The organism is Mucilaginibacter sp. OK098 (assembly GCF_900142915.1).
Taxonomy (GTDB): Bacteria; Bacteroidota; Bacteroidia; order Sphingobacteriales; family Sphingobacteriaceae; genus Mucilaginibacter.
Genome location: NZ_FRCM01000004.1, coordinates 131150 through 148032, shown reverse-complemented (window position 1 = coordinate 148032; position 16883 = coordinate 131150). Strand labels below are relative to the sequence as shown.

General features: G+C 40.6%; 13 protein-coding genes. 6 read left to right on the top strand and 7 right to left on the bottom strand.

Going from position 1 to position 16883, the window contains the following annotated elements; translation table 11 throughout:
- Positions 1-29: 29 nt before the first annotated feature.
- Positions 30-4262: an NACHT domain-containing protein gene (locus tag BUE31_RS14025; RefSeq protein ID WP_073404447.1), complete on the top strand. Its 4233-nt coding sequence runs from the start codon at positions 30-32 to the stop codon at positions 4260-4262.
- A gap of 626 nt (positions 4263-4888) precedes the next feature.
- Here the strand turns inward: BUE31_RS14025 and BUE31_RS14020 are convergent.
- The gene (locus BUE31_RS14020; protein WP_073404446.1) at positions 4889-5314 is read right to left on the bottom strand and encodes a hypothetical protein; all 426 of its coding nucleotides are present in this window, start codon (positions 5312-5314) and stop codon (positions 4889-4891) included.
- A 393-nt stretch (positions 5315-5707) separates the two neighbouring features.
- Here BUE31_RS14020 and BUE31_RS14015 point away from each other — a divergent pair, with 393 nt between their 5' ends.
- On the top strand, positions 5708-6514 hold the full coding sequence (locus BUE31_RS14015) for a hypothetical protein (protein ID WP_143167128.1): 807 nt from the start codon (positions 5708-5710) through the stop codon (positions 6512-6514).
- Between the two features lie 136 nt (positions 6515-6650).
- Here the strand turns inward: BUE31_RS14015 and BUE31_RS14010 are convergent, their stop codons facing one another.
- Positions 6651-7151, bottom strand: coding sequence for a VOC family protein (locus BUE31_RS14010; protein ID WP_200801925.1), 501 nt, complete (start codon positions 7149-7151; stop codon positions 6651-6653).
- 375 nt (positions 7152-7526) lie between these two features.
- On the opposite strand from BUE31_RS14010, the gene BUE31_RS14005 reads away from it, so the two are divergent.
- Both BUE31_RS14005 and BUE31_RS14000 read left to right on the top strand, forming a co-directional pair.
- The gene (locus BUE31_RS14005; protein WP_073404444.1) at positions 7527-8222 is read left to right on the top strand and encodes a hypothetical protein; all 696 of its coding nucleotides are present in this window, start codon (positions 7527-7529) and stop codon (positions 8220-8222) included.
- Positions 8223-8233: 11 nt separating this feature from the next.
- Positions 8234-8575 (top strand): hypothetical protein, encoded by a 342-nt coding sequence (locus BUE31_RS14000; protein ID WP_073404443.1) that lies wholly within the window; start codon positions 8234-8236, stop codon positions 8573-8575.
- A gap of 169 nt (positions 8576-8744) precedes the next feature.
- On the opposite strand, the gene BUE31_RS13995 is transcribed toward BUE31_RS14000, so the two are convergent.
- From BUE31_RS13995 to BUE31_RS13975, 5 genes are all read right to left on the bottom strand, one after another.
- The gene (locus BUE31_RS13995) at positions 8745-9518 is read right to left on the bottom strand and encodes an ABC transporter permease (protein WP_073404442.1); all 774 of its coding nucleotides are present in this window, start codon (positions 9516-9518) and stop codon (positions 8745-8747) included.
- A 2-nt stretch (positions 9519-9520) separates the two neighbouring features.
- A complete protein-coding gene (locus BUE31_RS13990) occupies positions 9521-10435 on the bottom strand; it encodes an ABC transporter ATP-binding protein (protein WP_073404441.1) in 915 nt (304 codons plus the stop codon).
- A gap of 119 nt (positions 10436-10554) precedes the next feature.
- Positions 10555-11238 (bottom strand): LytR/AlgR family response regulator transcription factor, encoded by a 684-nt coding sequence (locus BUE31_RS13985; RefSeq protein ID WP_073404440.1) that lies wholly within the window; start codon positions 11236-11238, stop codon positions 10555-10557.
- Positions 11239-12270 (bottom strand): sensor histidine kinase, encoded by a 1032-nt coding sequence (locus BUE31_RS13980; RefSeq protein WP_073404439.1) that lies wholly within the window; start codon positions 12268-12270, stop codon positions 11239-11241.
- 155 nt (positions 12271-12425) lie between these two features.
- Positions 12426-14420, bottom strand: coding sequence for an HRDC domain-containing protein (locus BUE31_RS13975; RefSeq protein ID WP_073404438.1), 1995 nt, complete (start codon positions 14418-14420; stop codon positions 12426-12428).
- Between the two features lie 336 nt (positions 14421-14756).
- Here BUE31_RS13975 and BUE31_RS13970 point away from each other — a divergent pair, with 336 nt between their 5' ends.
- Positions 14757-15329 carry an RNA polymerase sigma factor gene (locus BUE31_RS13970; RefSeq protein WP_073404437.1) on the top strand — a complete coding sequence of 191 codons (573 nt, stop codon included), beginning with the start codon at positions 14757-14759 and terminating at the stop codon, positions 15327-15329.
- A gap of 364 nt (positions 15330-15693) precedes the next feature.
- Positions 15694-16827 carry a FecR family protein gene (locus tag BUE31_RS13965; RefSeq protein ID WP_073404436.1) on the top strand — a complete coding sequence of 378 codons (1134 nt, stop codon included), beginning with the start codon at positions 15694-15696 and terminating at the stop codon, positions 16825-16827.
- Positions 16828-16883 lie beyond the last annotated feature (56 nt).

The window sequence follows — 16883 nt, the reverse complement described above, 5'->3', positions numbered from 1 at the left end:
ATAAAGCGAATCACCCTAACCTGTACTGCATGACGACCATCAATAAAGTTAACTTTTCCGAACTTCAACCATTTAATCACAAAGCAACCCGGTCTTTTGAGTTATTGATTTATCAATTAGCAAAAAAAGAATATGGTCATTTAGGTGCGTTTACACCTATCGCTGGTGACGGTGGCGATGGGGGAATTGAGTTTTTTCTTCAGTTAGCAAACGGGGAAATCTGGGGCTGGCAATGTAAGTTTTATGATGATAATGGCAGGCTAAGCCATGCCGGCCGAACCAAAAGTATCGAAAATTCTCTGGAAACTGCCTGTAATAATTACCCGGCCATTTCCCAATGGACCCTTTGCTTAAGAACCGATCTAACAGTTGGCCTAACCAACAAAAAGGGGATTAGACAACTGGGAGAGTTGGATTGGTTCAATGATATCCTGCCACTAAAGGTTCCCGCCGGTCACAACCTGAAAATAAAGTTCCAGGGCGAAAGTGAAATCGTTTACTCCTTAGCTGAACCGAAAAATTATGGATTGCGCCAGTTCTTTTTTGGTGAACTGGAAATTAACCAAGATTGGTTTAACAGGAAATGTGAGCACGCCTTAACCAAAACCAAGGAAAAATACGATCCTTATCTGCATACCATATCCGATTATGAACAATCACTCATAGACAGCGCCTTATTGAACCCGGACTACAAGGACCTGGTTGAGCGGCTTTTCGCTGATATCCCGAAATCTATTAGCGAAATTATCAAAGACATCGAGGAATTTAACTTAGGGTATTCCCATAACCCCGAGGAAAAAGAACTGAGAAACCGGGTTGTTCAGTATTTCTCGCGGTTCACCTGGTTGTACCAGAAGCAGCATGCCTGGTTTAACCGTGTAATGGCCTGCATCGAAGAATTTGACCTCGGCCAATATAACCAACTGATCAAACCCGACGGAAGCGACAAAGAAGCCTATAATTATTTAAACGAATTCCCCAAGGCTGAACTTAAAGATGGAACCACTCTGGAAACAAAGGCAAAGGATATTTACAATTCCATACGGCGCTATTTTGAAAACTATGACCGCGTAGTCCGGAACTATCTTCATCAAACAACAAACTATATGGTCTTCCTGGGCAATGCTGCTGCCGGGAAAACGCATGTATCCTGTGACATCGTTTTTAAACGGCTGCAAAAAGGACTGCCGGCCATCTTTCTGACAGGAGATTCTTTTAACAATGAAAGTAATTTAGGTGAGGCTTTCCTGAAATTACTGGATGTTCCTCTAACCTATTCCTTCAGCGACCTAGTGGCTGTCCTTGACAATTATGGAAAAGTACATGGCGCAAAAATACCGATCGTCATTGACGGACTTAATGAGACGATTTACGGGCGGTATTTTTCAACTATCTGGCAGGATCACCTGATTGGATTTTATAACATGATCGCCAAAACAGAGAACCTTGTGCTGGTAACAACCTGCCGGACATCCTATAAGGGTAATATCCGGAGCGACGAATACCGGCATTATTTTCATTACCTGGAACGTTTCGATTATGACATTATTAGAGAAGCGGTCGATAAATATTTTGGGAAATACCGACTCACCGCAGATCTGACCTTTGCCAATCTTTACCGGTTCGAAAGACCTATTTTCCTGAGAATCTTTTGTGAGATCAAAAATCCCGATTGGCGCACTGAGAAGGAGGTTCGCGTAAATATTGACAGCGACAGCAACGACGAACTGTTCGGCCTGTATTTCCAGCGGGTCAATGAAAAGCTGCTCAGGACTTCCCATTTGCTACGGAAAAATGAGCCGTTTGTATTACAAAGCATGAACAAGCTCGCGGCATACCTGTGGGCTAATAGTCTTCGCGAAATTCCTATCGATGATTATTACCGCTTGATCGATGGTGACCAACCTTATGCCCAAGGCTCCTCCAAAGCAGACCTGCTGATTGATGAAGGATTAATGCTGACCAGGGATATCCGAGAAGCCGGCGAATTTGTATCGCTGACTTTTGAAATTATCTCCGGTTTCATCATTGCCAAATACCTAGTCAGTTCTAAACCAGAAGCATATTTACAGCCTGGCGGCGAGTTTCATCAAAAGGTTCAGAAGGGACACCCGCACCCGCTTTATGAGAATATTGTCCAGGAAGTGGCCTTGTTGCTTCCACAATATAAAACATGTATGCTGCATGATTTTTACGGGCCCACAGATGATCCCTATATTCATAGCGAATCGGTATGCAACTTATGGCGCCTTAACGGAAGGTATATCCGACCTGCCGATATCGAAATCGTGAAATCTTATTTTTTGACAGCGCAGGAGAACAGGAATAATATCGTTTCCCTGTTCCGTATTACCCTGACGGAGAAGGACCACCCCTTAAATAGCCTGATGCTTTCCGACCTGCTGTTTAACCTCAGTGTTAGGCACAGGGATCTTTCCTGGTCAGAACACCTGCGCAGTAATAGTTATGAATTTCATCCCTTGCTGGACGAAATCATCACAGAATGCAGGAAAGATATCATAGGGACTGAAGCAGAGGAAAGATTGCACCTGCTCATGGCCTATGTGCAGTGGTTCCTGACCACTACTGACCGTAAGCTCCGGGACACGGCTACCAAAGCCCTTTATCACTATGGATGCAGATTTCCTATGGGTTTTGCAAAAAGAGTGTATGACTCACTGGCCTGTAATGATCCTTACCTTTGGGAGCGTATGCTGGCGGCACTTTATGGTGTTATCCTTTCCCGTCAAAAACATTCCGATAAAGATTTTCAAACCAATGAACTACAGGAAATTGCGATAAGCCTGTATAATCTGATGTTCGGAAAAAAAGCTCCTTATTACACTTCCCACGTCCTTGCCCGTGATTACGCCAGCCGGATCATCCAGGTGACCCTGTATTATAATCCTAAATTAGCAGAGCGTATAACCATTCAGGACATTATGGCTCCATATAAACAAAGTAAGGCGCTTAAATTCCCGGTAACAAAAGGCGCGGATAAGATATATGGTGGCCCTATTCGTATGGATTTCAGTAATTATACCATCGGCGGCTTGGTTAAAGATGGATTCTCTTACTCGAATCCTCCGGAAAAAACAAAGGTCAGGGGGCAGATTTTTTATCGCGTGTATGAGCTGGGCTGGAGTATGGAGGAGTTTGAATCGGTTGACAAACATATCCAAAGTTACGGTAATTATGATCGCCAGCGGCCTGCAGTGGAACGATATGGTAAAAAGTATTGCTGGATCGCCTATTTTGAACTTGCAGGATACCGGAGAGACCTGGGCCTATTGGATGATGAGCGGTTCAACGATTTTCGGAGTTCAGAGGCGGATATTGACCCCTGCTTTCCGGAAAGGCCGCAAGAGTCGGATTTTCCTGTCAATGACCTGCTTGGCGACCGTTCCCTTTCACTTTCCGACTGGCTTCAAATTAAAGATGTTCCTCCAATTGACAATTGTTTACGGCACACCGAAAATGGCTATGACTGGGTTTGCATGGACGGTTATATCAACCAAGTGGATAGCCTGCATGACCGCGCGAGGTTTACCTTCATCCGCGGCCTGATCGTTAAGCAGGAGGATATGGAAAAATTTATGCCCCTGTTTCTCAAACAACGACTTGGCGGAAGGTGGATACCTGAGATCCTGCAAAATCATTATTCCTTTGCCGGCGAACTGTACCTGGATCCAGCAGCGGCCTACCCGAATATTGTGGAGATGAGCTTTGAACTCTCCCGGAAGAAAAAGCGAGTTAAGGAGGGGGAGGAAGGTTATTTCCCCATTTTTACCTCCAAGGTCGAGGGGAATCAATTGATCTTTACTACAAGAAACCCCAAAAGCCGAGTTGTCGATGATGTGACAACCGCAAAATTTGAGGTGTTGATTCCGGTCATGGAGTATGCCTGGTCCAATAATGATTTTGTCAACCATATCGGTCATTACACGATCCTGTCAAAAGAGTTGGCAAAGGATATGCCGGTTTATCCTCAACCCAGGTCATTTGAATTGATAACTGCAGATGGTGAGCCGGCTACCTTGTATAAAGAATCGTTCACCGGTGAAACCCGCAAACACCGTTTGGCATTTCTGAGAAAAGACCTGGTTGACGCATACCTCAGCGCCACAAATTCCTGCCTGGTATGGGGTATCTGGGGTGAAAAAGAGCCGAAATTCGATTATGAGTATCGAATGGTATTTAACAGGAAAAACGGAGTTGATGGCTTTTTTGAATTTCAGGATGTTAGGAAATACTCGATTTGAATTTTTTTACTAAAACCTTATATTTCAATAGCCATTACTTTCATGGAATAGAAAAAAATGTTATTTTTGATCAATCGACATTATGTTTTTTGAATAGAAACCAACTTCACCTGTTGTTTTACAACTGTTTTACAAGGTGATTTAGTCGACAGTTAAGTTGTTGTAATTTAGGGCTTTATATAAGCGTACCGTAAGTTTGTGGTACCGAGGGTCGTGGGTTCGAGCCCCATCATTTACCCCGCGTGGGGCAAGGTCTTAAAATCAGACTTTTGCCCCATTTTTTTTGCCTGTAACTTTTTATTTTTCAGATGTAGTTAGGATTCGATTTGCAATCATTGGACAATTGCGTAACTAACAGCGCAGCGTATTAATTGTCACAAACACCGCTGTTCACAGTGAAACAACGTGTACAGGGTGAAACAGCAACCAGTCAATACATTTTGGTAAAAAGTGCATTTCCGGGTCATTGTATCAGTTTTACACTTAAAAACTACCACGAAAAGTGCAAAAAGTACTGACAAAACAGTGTCAGCATTTCCACCATCTTTAATGCCGATATTAACAGTGCCACAGATATCCGATTGGTATATCGTCCACCTTACCTGCTTCGCCGTTATTGAGAAAAATTATCTGTAAAGCACTTCGTCATAAGTGGATCTTGTGCCATTACCAGGTAAAACTTCAATATGCCTGGTAAGTGTTGTTTTTGTAAATGAAACCGTATAGATGTAAGGAGTGTAATAGGGAAGCGTTGGGGTCTTATATTCAGTTTCGGTATTGCCTTTAATCGAATAAGTAAACTCAAAATCTGATCCTCCATCATAAGCTTTACCTGTACCATCCTCATTATATTGCAAATATTTATCGTCGCCAAACTGTGTAAGAGTTTCATCACTATGTACAGAACCGTCAACATTATAAACCACTACGCGTTGGCTTTTATAACGCCATTTTCCTACAATTGAAACTTTGTCGTTTTGGGTTGAGTTATTATCCTTCTTGCAAGAAGCTAATCCTGATATTAAAATAGCAATGATTAAAAGTTTTTTCATTTATTAAGCCTGATTATCAAACATATTCTTTTTTATAAGACCTTGCAAATAATTACAAACTTTAAAAATATTTCGACTTGCTGTACATAGATTACATCCATATACCTGTAGCCTATGAACGCCAACTTGTGGTTCTGAGGGTAGTGGGTTCGAGCCCCATCATTTACCCAAACACTTCCCATGAAAATGGGGCGCGTTTTTTGTTCGTATGGGGCGGTGATAATATTCACCAAGGTAAATACAGATCAACACACGCCGCCGTAATGCAATTGATACTGTTAACCAAATGGCGCAAAGAGCCCCTTAAATTGTCTTTTTTTCCCCTCGTTATATATGGTTGTATCGGATAACTTTACTGTGTTCGAAACCGCCTTTTAGCATAATCCCACAATCATGAATAATTCAATCAGTTTGCCAAAGAAAAGTCAGAAGTTCTTTTTTCTCCTTGTTGCCTTATTGATAACTTCCCAGTTTTTATTGTTACCCATCAAGAGTTTTTGCCAAAAAATGGCGAATGCGAAGCTTGAAAAAATGCCTGCAGACCTGGAAAGGGACTATGCATTAAGCGCATTGCCTCCTCATCTGCGCAAAGGTGCTGCTGTTTATTTATTAGATCCGGCAAAAGGCTATTATGCCGTTCAAAAAGGAACGAATGGATTTATATGTTTTATTACCAGGACAGAATGGGAATGGGGGGAATTCAGGGAAGACCTTACCATGCCCATTAGCTTTGACCCTGTAGGCACCAAAGCAATTTTTCCTGTTTACCAGGATGTGGCGGCCATGCGCGCATCCGGAAAGTTTACAGCTAAACAGGTCAAAGATATAGTGATAGACCGGATCAGGAAAGGCATATACAAGGCACCGTCAAGCCCCGGAATATCTTATATGCTGGCCCCCGTTATGCGAGGATATCCGGGTGACCCGAATGATAATAAGATAATGACCATGAGTATGCCTCATTATATGTTTTATGCTCCCTATATGAATACTACTGATATTGGTGGCGACAAAGACCAGGGCCCATTTGTAGGTAACCCGGATAATACCGTTTTTGGAGATAAGAAAGGACCCTATGGGTACATCATTATGCCTGCTGGTGAGGTTGAAGCAGCCAAAATTGTAAAGGCTGGCAGCGACTTGCTGAAACGGCTTGTCGCTTACAAATCATATTATAAAATCAAGGCTGGTGGCATGTAGAACTCATAATCTTTCAAGGATTAAAACCGTGCTACTTGTTGTAGATCGGTAATAAACTGGTTCGAAATCAGTCCTATCATTGACCCAACATGATCAGACTTACGAAGTTTTCAAAACTTCGTAAGTCTTTTTGGTTTTATTTGGTGGTGATGGTGCCCATTTTGGCAAATTCTACATCATTGGGCTCCCATAATTCAATCTTATTGCCCTCCGGGTCCATCAGGTGTACAAAATTACCATAGCTCGTCTTTTGCACGCTGTCAGTCGGCAGGATTCCTCCCGCTTTCATTTGGGTTAAAAGCTGATCCAACCCTTCCACGCGGTAGTTGATCATAAATTGCTTTTCAGAGGGTTGAAAGTATTTGGTGGTTTCCTTAAACGGCGCCCATATGGTAAACCCCTTTTTTGTGCTGTCCATGCCCTGGTGCCATTCAAAATTTGAACCGAATCCCCCAATGCGGATGCCCAGGTTCTTGCTATACCAGGCCTTCAGCGCTGCGGGGTCTTTGGCTTTAAAAAAGATACCGCCGATGCCCGTCACACGCGGACCGCTATTGACAGGGGTTGTTAAACGGCTGAAACCATAGCCCAACAGGAAGGCCATGCATAGCAGGCCGATTAGCGTAAACTTTTTCATGATATGCATTTTAACCTAAAGATAGGGAATAGGTTTTACTTCTAAAATCCAGCACTTTGTTGCAAATCGAGTATAAACCGATTCGGGATTTGTACCATTAAGGACCATGAAAACTAATCAGACTTACAAAGTTTTTAAAACTATGTCTTTTTTATTTATGCCTATAAACTTTCAGCCCTTATCAATTGAGCCGGCGGCTTTAAGTTTAAGGAAAACATGCTATTTGCTGTTAAAATACTCTTTAAAATCCAGTAAAAACACGTATTAAAATTGAGTGTTTTTACTGGGCTTTTTTATAGATACTATATATACATTTATTTAAGATTTCTTTAACCTTTAAATCACATTAATTACAAATCTCTAAATATCAGGAATATGGAATACGATAATTTAGATCCGCTGTATAAGATATTATGTTTGACTTTAATATTTTTAGTGCCTTTAGGGCCTGCTTATGGATTATTCAAAATTGCGCCTGAAGATAAATTCTTTGCTAACGGGAACTTTAGCGGGTTTAAAATAAACGCTACAGGATCGGCCGCTATTTATATTGTTTTGTTTGCCGCTATTTATTCACAAACAAGTGTTATCCTGGCTGGTATTGATTCGTCGAGAGTATTAACGAATAAAATAACCCAGTTGGTGAAAGACAGGCCATGGAAGGTGCAATATCAATTAAAATTAATGACAGATAGTACACACGAGATCGACCAGTTACAATATGCCAAGTATGTACAGTTAGATTCGATCTTTTGCTTTCCAAGGGCTATTGATTATATAAGTAACGGAGAAATAATTCAATTTTATCTTGATAATGATGATCTGACCAAAATGGGTGATACGATAAAAAGCCAGTTATCATTCAGGAATGGATATGGGACATTTGCCTTGCCAATTGCTAAAAAATCAACAAATGTTAATGCGAAAGACAGGACAATCAAAATTACTTCGAAAATTTATAAAGCACAGCCCATAGTATCTCAATTAAGTAAAATAAACAACCACACAACAACTGTTTTAACCAGGACTAACAGCAATACTATACCGCCATCTATTTTAGCTAACCAATAAATCATCATAACATGAAATATTTATTTATAGCTTTTATTGTTTTACTGACCTTAAATGTGGAGATGGCAAAAGCTACCAATATCCGTGGTCAGGTTGTTCGTAATGTTAACGGCAAATACTATCCTTTGGCAAATGTAAGAGTTGATTTTATGCTTTGGAATGGACAAGCACGAAAATGGGAAGTTAGCTCATATGCCATTACGGGTGCAGACGGGTTTTATTATTTTGTAAACTTTCAACCGGGTATGACGTTTTGTATTTCAGTTTTGGGGCATTATTATCCTCCCCAACCTTTAATAACCCAAAGTCTTCCTTCTAATTCTTACCAGGATTTGCCTGTGATTTCTACTTAAAACTAATTACAGCGGGGTTGGTACTGAATTGATTATTTTGAAATAATCAGCATAATATGGTGTGATTGCGGATTTTGCCCCCATTATTTACCCCTTTTAAGCTCTTAGCAATTTGCCAATAGCTTTTTTGTATATTGGATTTATTTAAATAGTAAATAAATGGGTTAGCTTATCCTTTTTCTTTTAGGCGGCGGATATTCCAAGCACCGAGCAGCAATGCAAGAACAAAGCAAACAGATGAATTAACAACCAATTTTGATAAGGATTCAGGATGGTTTGTAAAGTCTGTAAAGAACATCAGTGGCGCATACATGTAGGGATAATAAATGATCTTATCCCAATCCAAAAGTACAACACCTGAGATCCAAAGTCCAATCCCGATACCTAAGGGAATAACGAAATTTTTAAAACGCAGGCTCAGCCAGTACTGAATAGCCATTACCGGTACAATCCCTAGGTAAACCCTGCCAGCCAAAGCAGTAACAGCTTCAAAAGGGATGGGATTGTCAGAAACGCGATAAGCTGTATTGACCATACCAACAGCTAATCCCGATAAAGTAAAGAATAAGCTAAATAAAACAAAGAAGAGAAAAACAAGGGCATTGATCACAATTAGCTTGGAAAAGAAAATATCCCCAAATTTTCGTGGCGAGGCATACACCTGTTTCCATGTATTATTACGGTATTCAATTTGTACAATCAAACTGGTAATCAGAATGGTATAAATAGGGACAATGATGGCAGCCGTATTTTTCCATACGAATTGTAAATAAGGCAACCAGAAACCGGGTTGCATCCGGTTAATCATTACGTCAGGCCTCTCAAGGCAAATGATAAAATCGATAACTGGAACAAAAATCGCAGCAACGATTGTTATCCATATAACGGCTGTCCCTTTACTTTTCAGGAACTCTGCATGGGTATTTGAAATAAATTTGTTCATGATTAAGCGTTTATAATTTGAATAAATAGATCTTCCAGGTCGCTTTTCAATAGAGCAAGCTGGTAAATATCGATTTGATTTTTAACCCAGATCTGGGCAATCTCAGCTACCTGTTCTTTGTTTTGGATGCTGATCAGCAATTGCCTGTCAACCTGTTTAATCACAAAGCTATTTTTGATAAGTGCTGTAGCTTTAGGCAAGTCATTAACTTCTGCTGAAAGTGTTAACGCTGCTGTTTTGAATTGTTGCAGTTCAGCTTGAGTTCCCTGGAAGATCAATTTACCCTGGTTAATAATTCCTAAATGTGTGGCTATCTTTTCTACTTCTGATAAAAGATGGCTGGAGATCAAAATTGTAATGCTGTGTTCCTGGTTCAATTTTCGGAGCAATTCCCTGATCTCAACAATACCGTTGGGGTCAAGGCCATTAGTTGGCTCATCTAAAATCAATAAATCCGGCTGGTGGAGCAGGGCAATAGCAATAGCCAGTCGTTGTTTCATGCCTAAAGAATACTCCCTTGCTTTTTTTTCTTTGGCGCTTGACAGGCCTACAATATCCAGTACTTCACCGATGCGTTTTTTGTCAGATCCATAGCTCAGTCTAAATACTTCCAGGTTTTCGCTGCCGGAAAGGTGTGCGTATAAAGAAGGTTGTTCGATCAGCGAACCTATCCGGCTTAAAACTGCAATGCGGTTAGGCCAAAAATCCTGACCGAAAATTTGAATCGATGATTCTTCTTGTTTGATCAGGCCCAGTAATAATCTTAGGGTAGTGGTTTTGCCTGCACCGTTTGGGCCTAAAAATCCATAGATGCTTCCCGCGGGTACCTGGAGGTTAATATCCCGGAGGATCGGTATCCCCTGGTGGAAGGAGAAATCCAGATTCCTGGTTTCAATGATTAGCTTGTTTATTATCATTTCTTTTTACTGTTAAATTATTTACAGCATCAAAAGAAATCTTAATAACAAAAGGCAAAGAATTAAATCATCAAAGGGAGGATTTTAGCCTTGAACCGGCTAAAATTTGGAGTTAATATTTATCGGCTGATCCGCCTCATCAATTCTTCACGGTACTGATCGCCAATAGGTATTTTTGATTCACCTATTAGTATGGCGCTACGCTCAATACTGCCGATTTTGTCCAATGCAATTACAAAGGACCGGTGAACGCGCACAAAATTTAGGGCCGGAAGTCTTTCTAAGAGAGCTGTGATGCTTAACAAAGTATTAACTGATTGTGAGATGGTATGGATACACACATAATCCTTCATGCCTTCAATGTATAAGATATCACTCAATGCAACACGGATAGTTTTATAGTCGGATTTAATAAATAGATGATCCTGGTAGCTGCTGGTCTCCGGGACCTTTAATCGTTGCTGTGCTTTCTGTACCGCTTTTAAGAATCGTTCAAATGGAATAGGCTTGATTAAATAATCTACCGCATCAGCTTCGAAACCATCGAGGGCAAATTGTGAAAACGCTGTAGTGAAGATAACCAGGGGCGGTTTTTTCAATACCTTTAAAAAAGCAAGGCCGTTGATGTCCGGCATTTCAATATCCAGGAACAAGAGGTCTATATTTTCATCAGCCAGTATTGATAAAGCTTCAATTGCATTAGTGAAAGTTCCGGCCAGGTGTAGAAATGGCAACCTTCCTGCATAGTTTTCTATCACCTCCAGGGCTAAAAACTCATCATCAATGGCAATACACCTGATCATTTACCTGGATTGAAGATTTAAAGTAAGTATAGCTGTAAAATTATCATCCTTTTTCTGTAGTTCCAACTGGTGCGCATTTGGGTATAGCAAAACCAGCCGGCGTTTTAAATTAGATAAGCCTATCCCGCCAATAATTTTTTCATTATTGCTTCTGATCTTATTGTTGGTTTTTAATTGAATCATTAGTGGACTAACTTGTAACTCAATATTTATAGGTTCGGCTCCGTGTTTAAATATATTTTCAATTATTGGTAACAACAGCAATGGCTCTATTTGAATTGACCCGGGATCTCCGATAATTTCCATGCCGATATTTTCGCCTGATTTATTTTTTAATTGTTGCAATGAGATATAGGTCGCTATCATTTCAGCTTCATGTGCTAATGGTACCTCCTTAACGTCTGTCTCGTAAAGCAGGTAACGCATGATCCTGGATATTCTCAGTATTGTTTCCGGTGTTTCCGGTGCTTGCCTGAGTGACAATGCGTAAAGGTTATTGAGGGAATTAAAGAAAAAATGAGGGTTAACCTGTGCCTTCAAAAAATCTAATTCTGTTTTTAACTGCTGATTTTCCCTTTCCTTTTCCAATTGTTTTTGCCTGAACCAGTCTGTACTGAAACGAATCAATATAGATAATATTAGAAACCAGGTAATGTTCAGGCTGTCTATCCAAATATTTTTGAGGAAAGGAAAGCGATTCAGGTTAGTATTAGGGTAATGGACGCTTGCCAGAAACACACCAAGCAGGAATACAAGGGCCATATTAAGAGAAATATAGCGCAGTATCTTCAATTTGGCAAGTGCTACAGGAATTAGATAAAGATAATTAATGTAAAAAATGAGTGCCTGGAATATAAATTTCGGCCCGTAATGGGTTGAGAACTCAATAAAATTATGTCCGGCTGAATTGCCGTTATACACTGCCAGTATATAGGCTACCCAACCCAACCAATGGAGTAATACCGGAAGGTAGTGATCTATAATTTCCCTATATTTTGATTTGTTGAAAATCATTAATGCTATAATACGCATTATTTTGATCAGGCTACAAAGTTTCCTTTAACTGGAATTATTTATCGATGAACGGGTTGATTTTAGGCGTCAAAAGTTTATCAACGTGTTCAAGCAGACTATTTCACCAGCTTTGCTCAAGCTAACAATTTGATATTCCTAATAATCTGACAGCTCTAAAACAAAATTCCCTGTTCCTTTTCCGGGCCTTGCAATTCCTTCTGATAAGAGCGGACAAGGCCGATAAGCTCCGGGCCGTATTGTGCCGCTTTTTGTGGACCCACGCCTTTGATAGCGCTAAGTGTTTTGAGCACCTCCGGAAGTTTTTCAGCAATAGTTGCCATCGTTTTTTCAGACAGGATCATGTTCGGCATTACCTTGTCCTTTTCGGCCATTGTATCACGCCAGCTGAGTATTTGATTAAATAGCTTTTCGTTTGGTTTGGCGTTCAGTGCTTTTACGTAAGAGCGTGATTGGTCGGCTGCTGCGTTAGCTTGCGCGTTTTTTTTGATTGCCAGGTACCCCTCAGCGGTAAAGTTTTCTTTAGCAAAATACTCCATTAGGTTAAGCCGGGTCATAAGGTAGCGGATGAGCTGATCAGCCTTGGCTGCTTTTTCTTTCGAGTTCCCAATCAGGCCCGGGATTTGCTTATGCAGGCTTTCGATGGCTTCCTTTAGTTTTTCGCGGAAGTAGATGGCTGCTTTCCCGGTGCGTTCTGTTGTTAATTGCCGTCCAAACTTTTCTGCCACATCAAAAATGTCTTTTTGCAGGTCAGGAATAAGTTCTTCAAAACCGCGCGCTTTAATTTTGAGGCCATTAAAGTTAAAGAGTTCCGAAAGCAGGTATTGCCGGTAAAGCTCGCGGTGCTGCTCCAGGCTCGCCAGATCTGGCTTTGTAGATTTGGCCAGTTCGTTAAAATGGGCAATGGCCGGATCGCCAATAATATTGTGCGGGGCGATAGGGTTGCGGAGCACCATGCCTGCCAGGCTGCGGCAACGGCTCAGGGCAACATAGGCCTGGCCGTGGGTAAATGCTTCGCTCACATCAATAATGGCCTTGTCAAAGCTAAGTCCCTGGCTTTTATGAATAGTAATAGCCCAGGCAAGCTTTAAGGGGATCTGTGCGAAGCTGCCCGCATTGGTTTCACTGATCTCCTGTTCCTCCAGCTGGTACTTGATATTGGTCCATTCAAGAGCCTGAACTGCTACCTCTTTACCTTCATTGCCGCATTGGACAAAAACCGTGTCGCTTTCAATCCGTGTGATGGTCCCTATCTTGCCATTATAAAATAGCTTTTCGGCCGAGCTGTCATTCTTGACGAACATTACCTGGGCACCGGTTTTGAGTTTTAGCGTAGTTTCGGTAGGGTAAGCATCTTTCGGGAACTCTCCGCGTATGGTGGCTTTAAACTCAAATTCCTGTTCCGGTAGTACTTCAATAAACTCACTATTGATTTGTTGCGCCAGTGCATTATGGGTGGTTAATGTAATGTATGGATCCTCAGCGGTAGGGCGGAAGTTTGGCTGGTACCGGGCATTCAATAATTCCAGGTTTGCCGCACTAATAGCCTGGTTGCGTACTTCATTCAGGATATCGACAAAAACCTGCTCCTTTTGCCGGAACACATGGTCAAGCTCTATCCGCACACATGATGCCTTTTGCATTACCTGGCTGCTAAAAAAATACGGTGTGGTATAATAACGGCTCAACATTACCCATTCCTCATCGCGAATGATTGGGCTGAGCTGGGAAAGATCACCTATAAGTAAGAGTTGCACACCGCCGAATGGATGTGCCGATTCTTTTACATTCCGGAGGATCAGGTCGATTTGGTCGAGCACGTCAGGGCGCACCATGCTGACCTCATCAATGATCATCAATTCTAAATTGGTCAGCAACTCTTTCTTTTCTTCGCTATAATGAACATCCGGCCTGGTATTCCCGCCCGGGATAATTGGCCCGAACGGGATCTGGAATAAAGAGTGGATGGTCATGCCGCCGGCATTGATAGCAGCAACGCCAGTGGGAGCAACCACAGCTAGTCTCTTTTTTGATTCATGGCGGATCTGTTGAAGGAAAGTTGTCTTGCCGGTACCTGCTTTTCCGGTTAAAAAAACAACCGTGTTAGTAGATTCTACATAATCAAAAGCTAATTGCATTACCGGGTTCATCGGCGGTAAAGTTATGCTAATAATTTTAGTGTTTGCAATTGTAAATGAAGAAATTCGCCCAAAACCGGGCTTGAAGAGATTTTATTTAAATGAGTTCTGTTTTCGTATCCAGGCGGATTGAATTTTGAGCTTATTCAAATGAGCCACAAAACACATTTATATTTAGAAACCTAAACTCCATAATAAAAGAGATACAATCCGGCTCAGAAGACTACTTAAAGCACCGCAAGCAAATTATTTAAAATCCCTTAGGCAGATAACGTAGTAAATTTGTTACGTACTGGAAAATACGTTATTATTGTTCAACTATTAACAATTTAATAATACTTAAGCTTAATGACAGACTACAGCAAATTCACCGATCGGGAATTAGCTGCCATTTTAAAAGAAGGCAACCCACTTGTCTATACAGAAATTTTTGACCGGTATAAAGTAATTTTATATAGGCATGCTTTCCGCTTGCTTAACAACCAGGAGGAGGCTAACGATGTAATTCAGGATGTTTTTTTAACCTTATGGGATAAAAGAGAAAACCTTAGCTTTAAAAGTTCTTTATCAGCTTATTTATATAGCTCGGTGCGGAACCGGATCTTTGACCTGATTAGCCACCAAAAGGTTATCTCTAAATATGCAGACTCTATTCGCGACTTCATAGCAGAGGGTAATTATACTGCAGATGGGCAAATCAGAGAAAAACAATTAGCAACTATTATTGAAAAGGAAATTGCCGCATTGCCATCAAAAATGCGCACTGTATTTGAATTGAGCCGCCAGGACGAGCTATCTTATAAGCAAATAGGTCAGCAATTAAATATATCTGATAAAACAGTAAAACAGCAGGTTCACAATGCTGTTAAAATTTTAAGGCTAAAGCTTACCTCCATATCCGCAATATTTCTGTTTTTTTAAAATTTAAAAGCAACATCCTCTGTGGCTCTTTTTCTTTATTTATTGGTTTCACTTTTGATTCCATCTAAAATACTTTCTTCTAAGTCTATTATTATCCGGTTCCGAACATTGGTTGTATCGGAAGCGGACGCCAATATTTATCTGTTAAAATATAACTAGCTTAAAGTCAGTTAAATAATTACTTGGAATTTGATTTGCCCTTGAGCTATCATGGGAAAAATGATCCGTGCTCCAACTTTTATTAATTCCGGGAAAGAGTATTGTTAAATCCTGTTTATCAAATTGTAATTTTTTTTTCTGTTTCTCTAATACTTTAAGATGACTTTGCCGTCTTATAGGTTATTAAGGGAAATCCCTGTTAACTATGACCGACAAACAGATAATATCGCTTTTAAAAAAGTACGGTAAAGGGAAGTTAAATCCTGATGAAAAGGCAGCTCTTGAAAGTTGGTACCTTAAACAAGCTGAAAGCACTAATAATGAACTAAGCGATGTTGACCTTGATGAAAATTTAGAGCTTATCCGCAGTAACCTGGTATTTAAATACGAGGAGCCAGCACCGAAGTCTAACTGGCACAGGCTAGCAGTTGCAGCATCATTATTGATTTTTCTTTCTTTCGGTGCTTACTTTATCCTGCATAAAAAAGATAACGCTTACACTGCTAAAGTAACCAAAAAAGATGCCAGACCTGGTAAAAACAGGGCGACGCTGATTTTATCAAACGGGAAGAAAATTATACTTAATGATGTTTCGGATGGGCAGCTCGCCAGCGATGCAGGTGTAATCATTAATAAAACCAAATCGGGAGAGATTATTTACAAGGCAAATGCAGCACCGGGTAAAGACTCACTTAAAACGCAGTTTAATACGCTAACTACAGCAAAAGGCGAGCAATATCAGTTGATTCTGCCAGATGGTTCACACGTTTGGCTTAATGCGGCATCAACAGTTAAATACCCTGTTGTATTTGATAAAAAGGAGCGCATGGTAGAATTAAATGGTGAGGCATATTTTGAAGTTGTACATAAACAGTCTTCTCCGTTTAAGGTAAAAACTCGGCTGCAGGAAGTGGAAGTTTTGGGAACTCACTTTAATATTTATGCCTACGAAGATGAGCGTATTACCAGGACAACATTGGTTGAAGGATCGGTAAGGGTTTCTTCGTTCACCAGCCATAATACTATTGTAATAAAGCCGGGACAACAGTCGCTGGTTGATGATTACAATCTAAAAGTAGAAATGGTAGATACCGACGATGCCCTGGCCTGGAAAAACGGGTATTTTGAATTTAACGATGAAAGCCTGGAAAGCATCATGAAGAAAGTTGGCCGCTGGTATAATTTAGACGTAGAATATGGTAATAACACGGCAAAATACCAGCTTTTTAGCGGTAGTGTATCAAGATATAAAAATGTTTCGCAGGTAATTAAAACCCTTGAATTAACAAATGCGGCCCATTTTAAAATAGAAGACAATAAAATATTGGTAACGAAGTAACCTTATCCAAACAATAACAATAAATTAATTATTAACTAAACTTAATCGAAATGAAA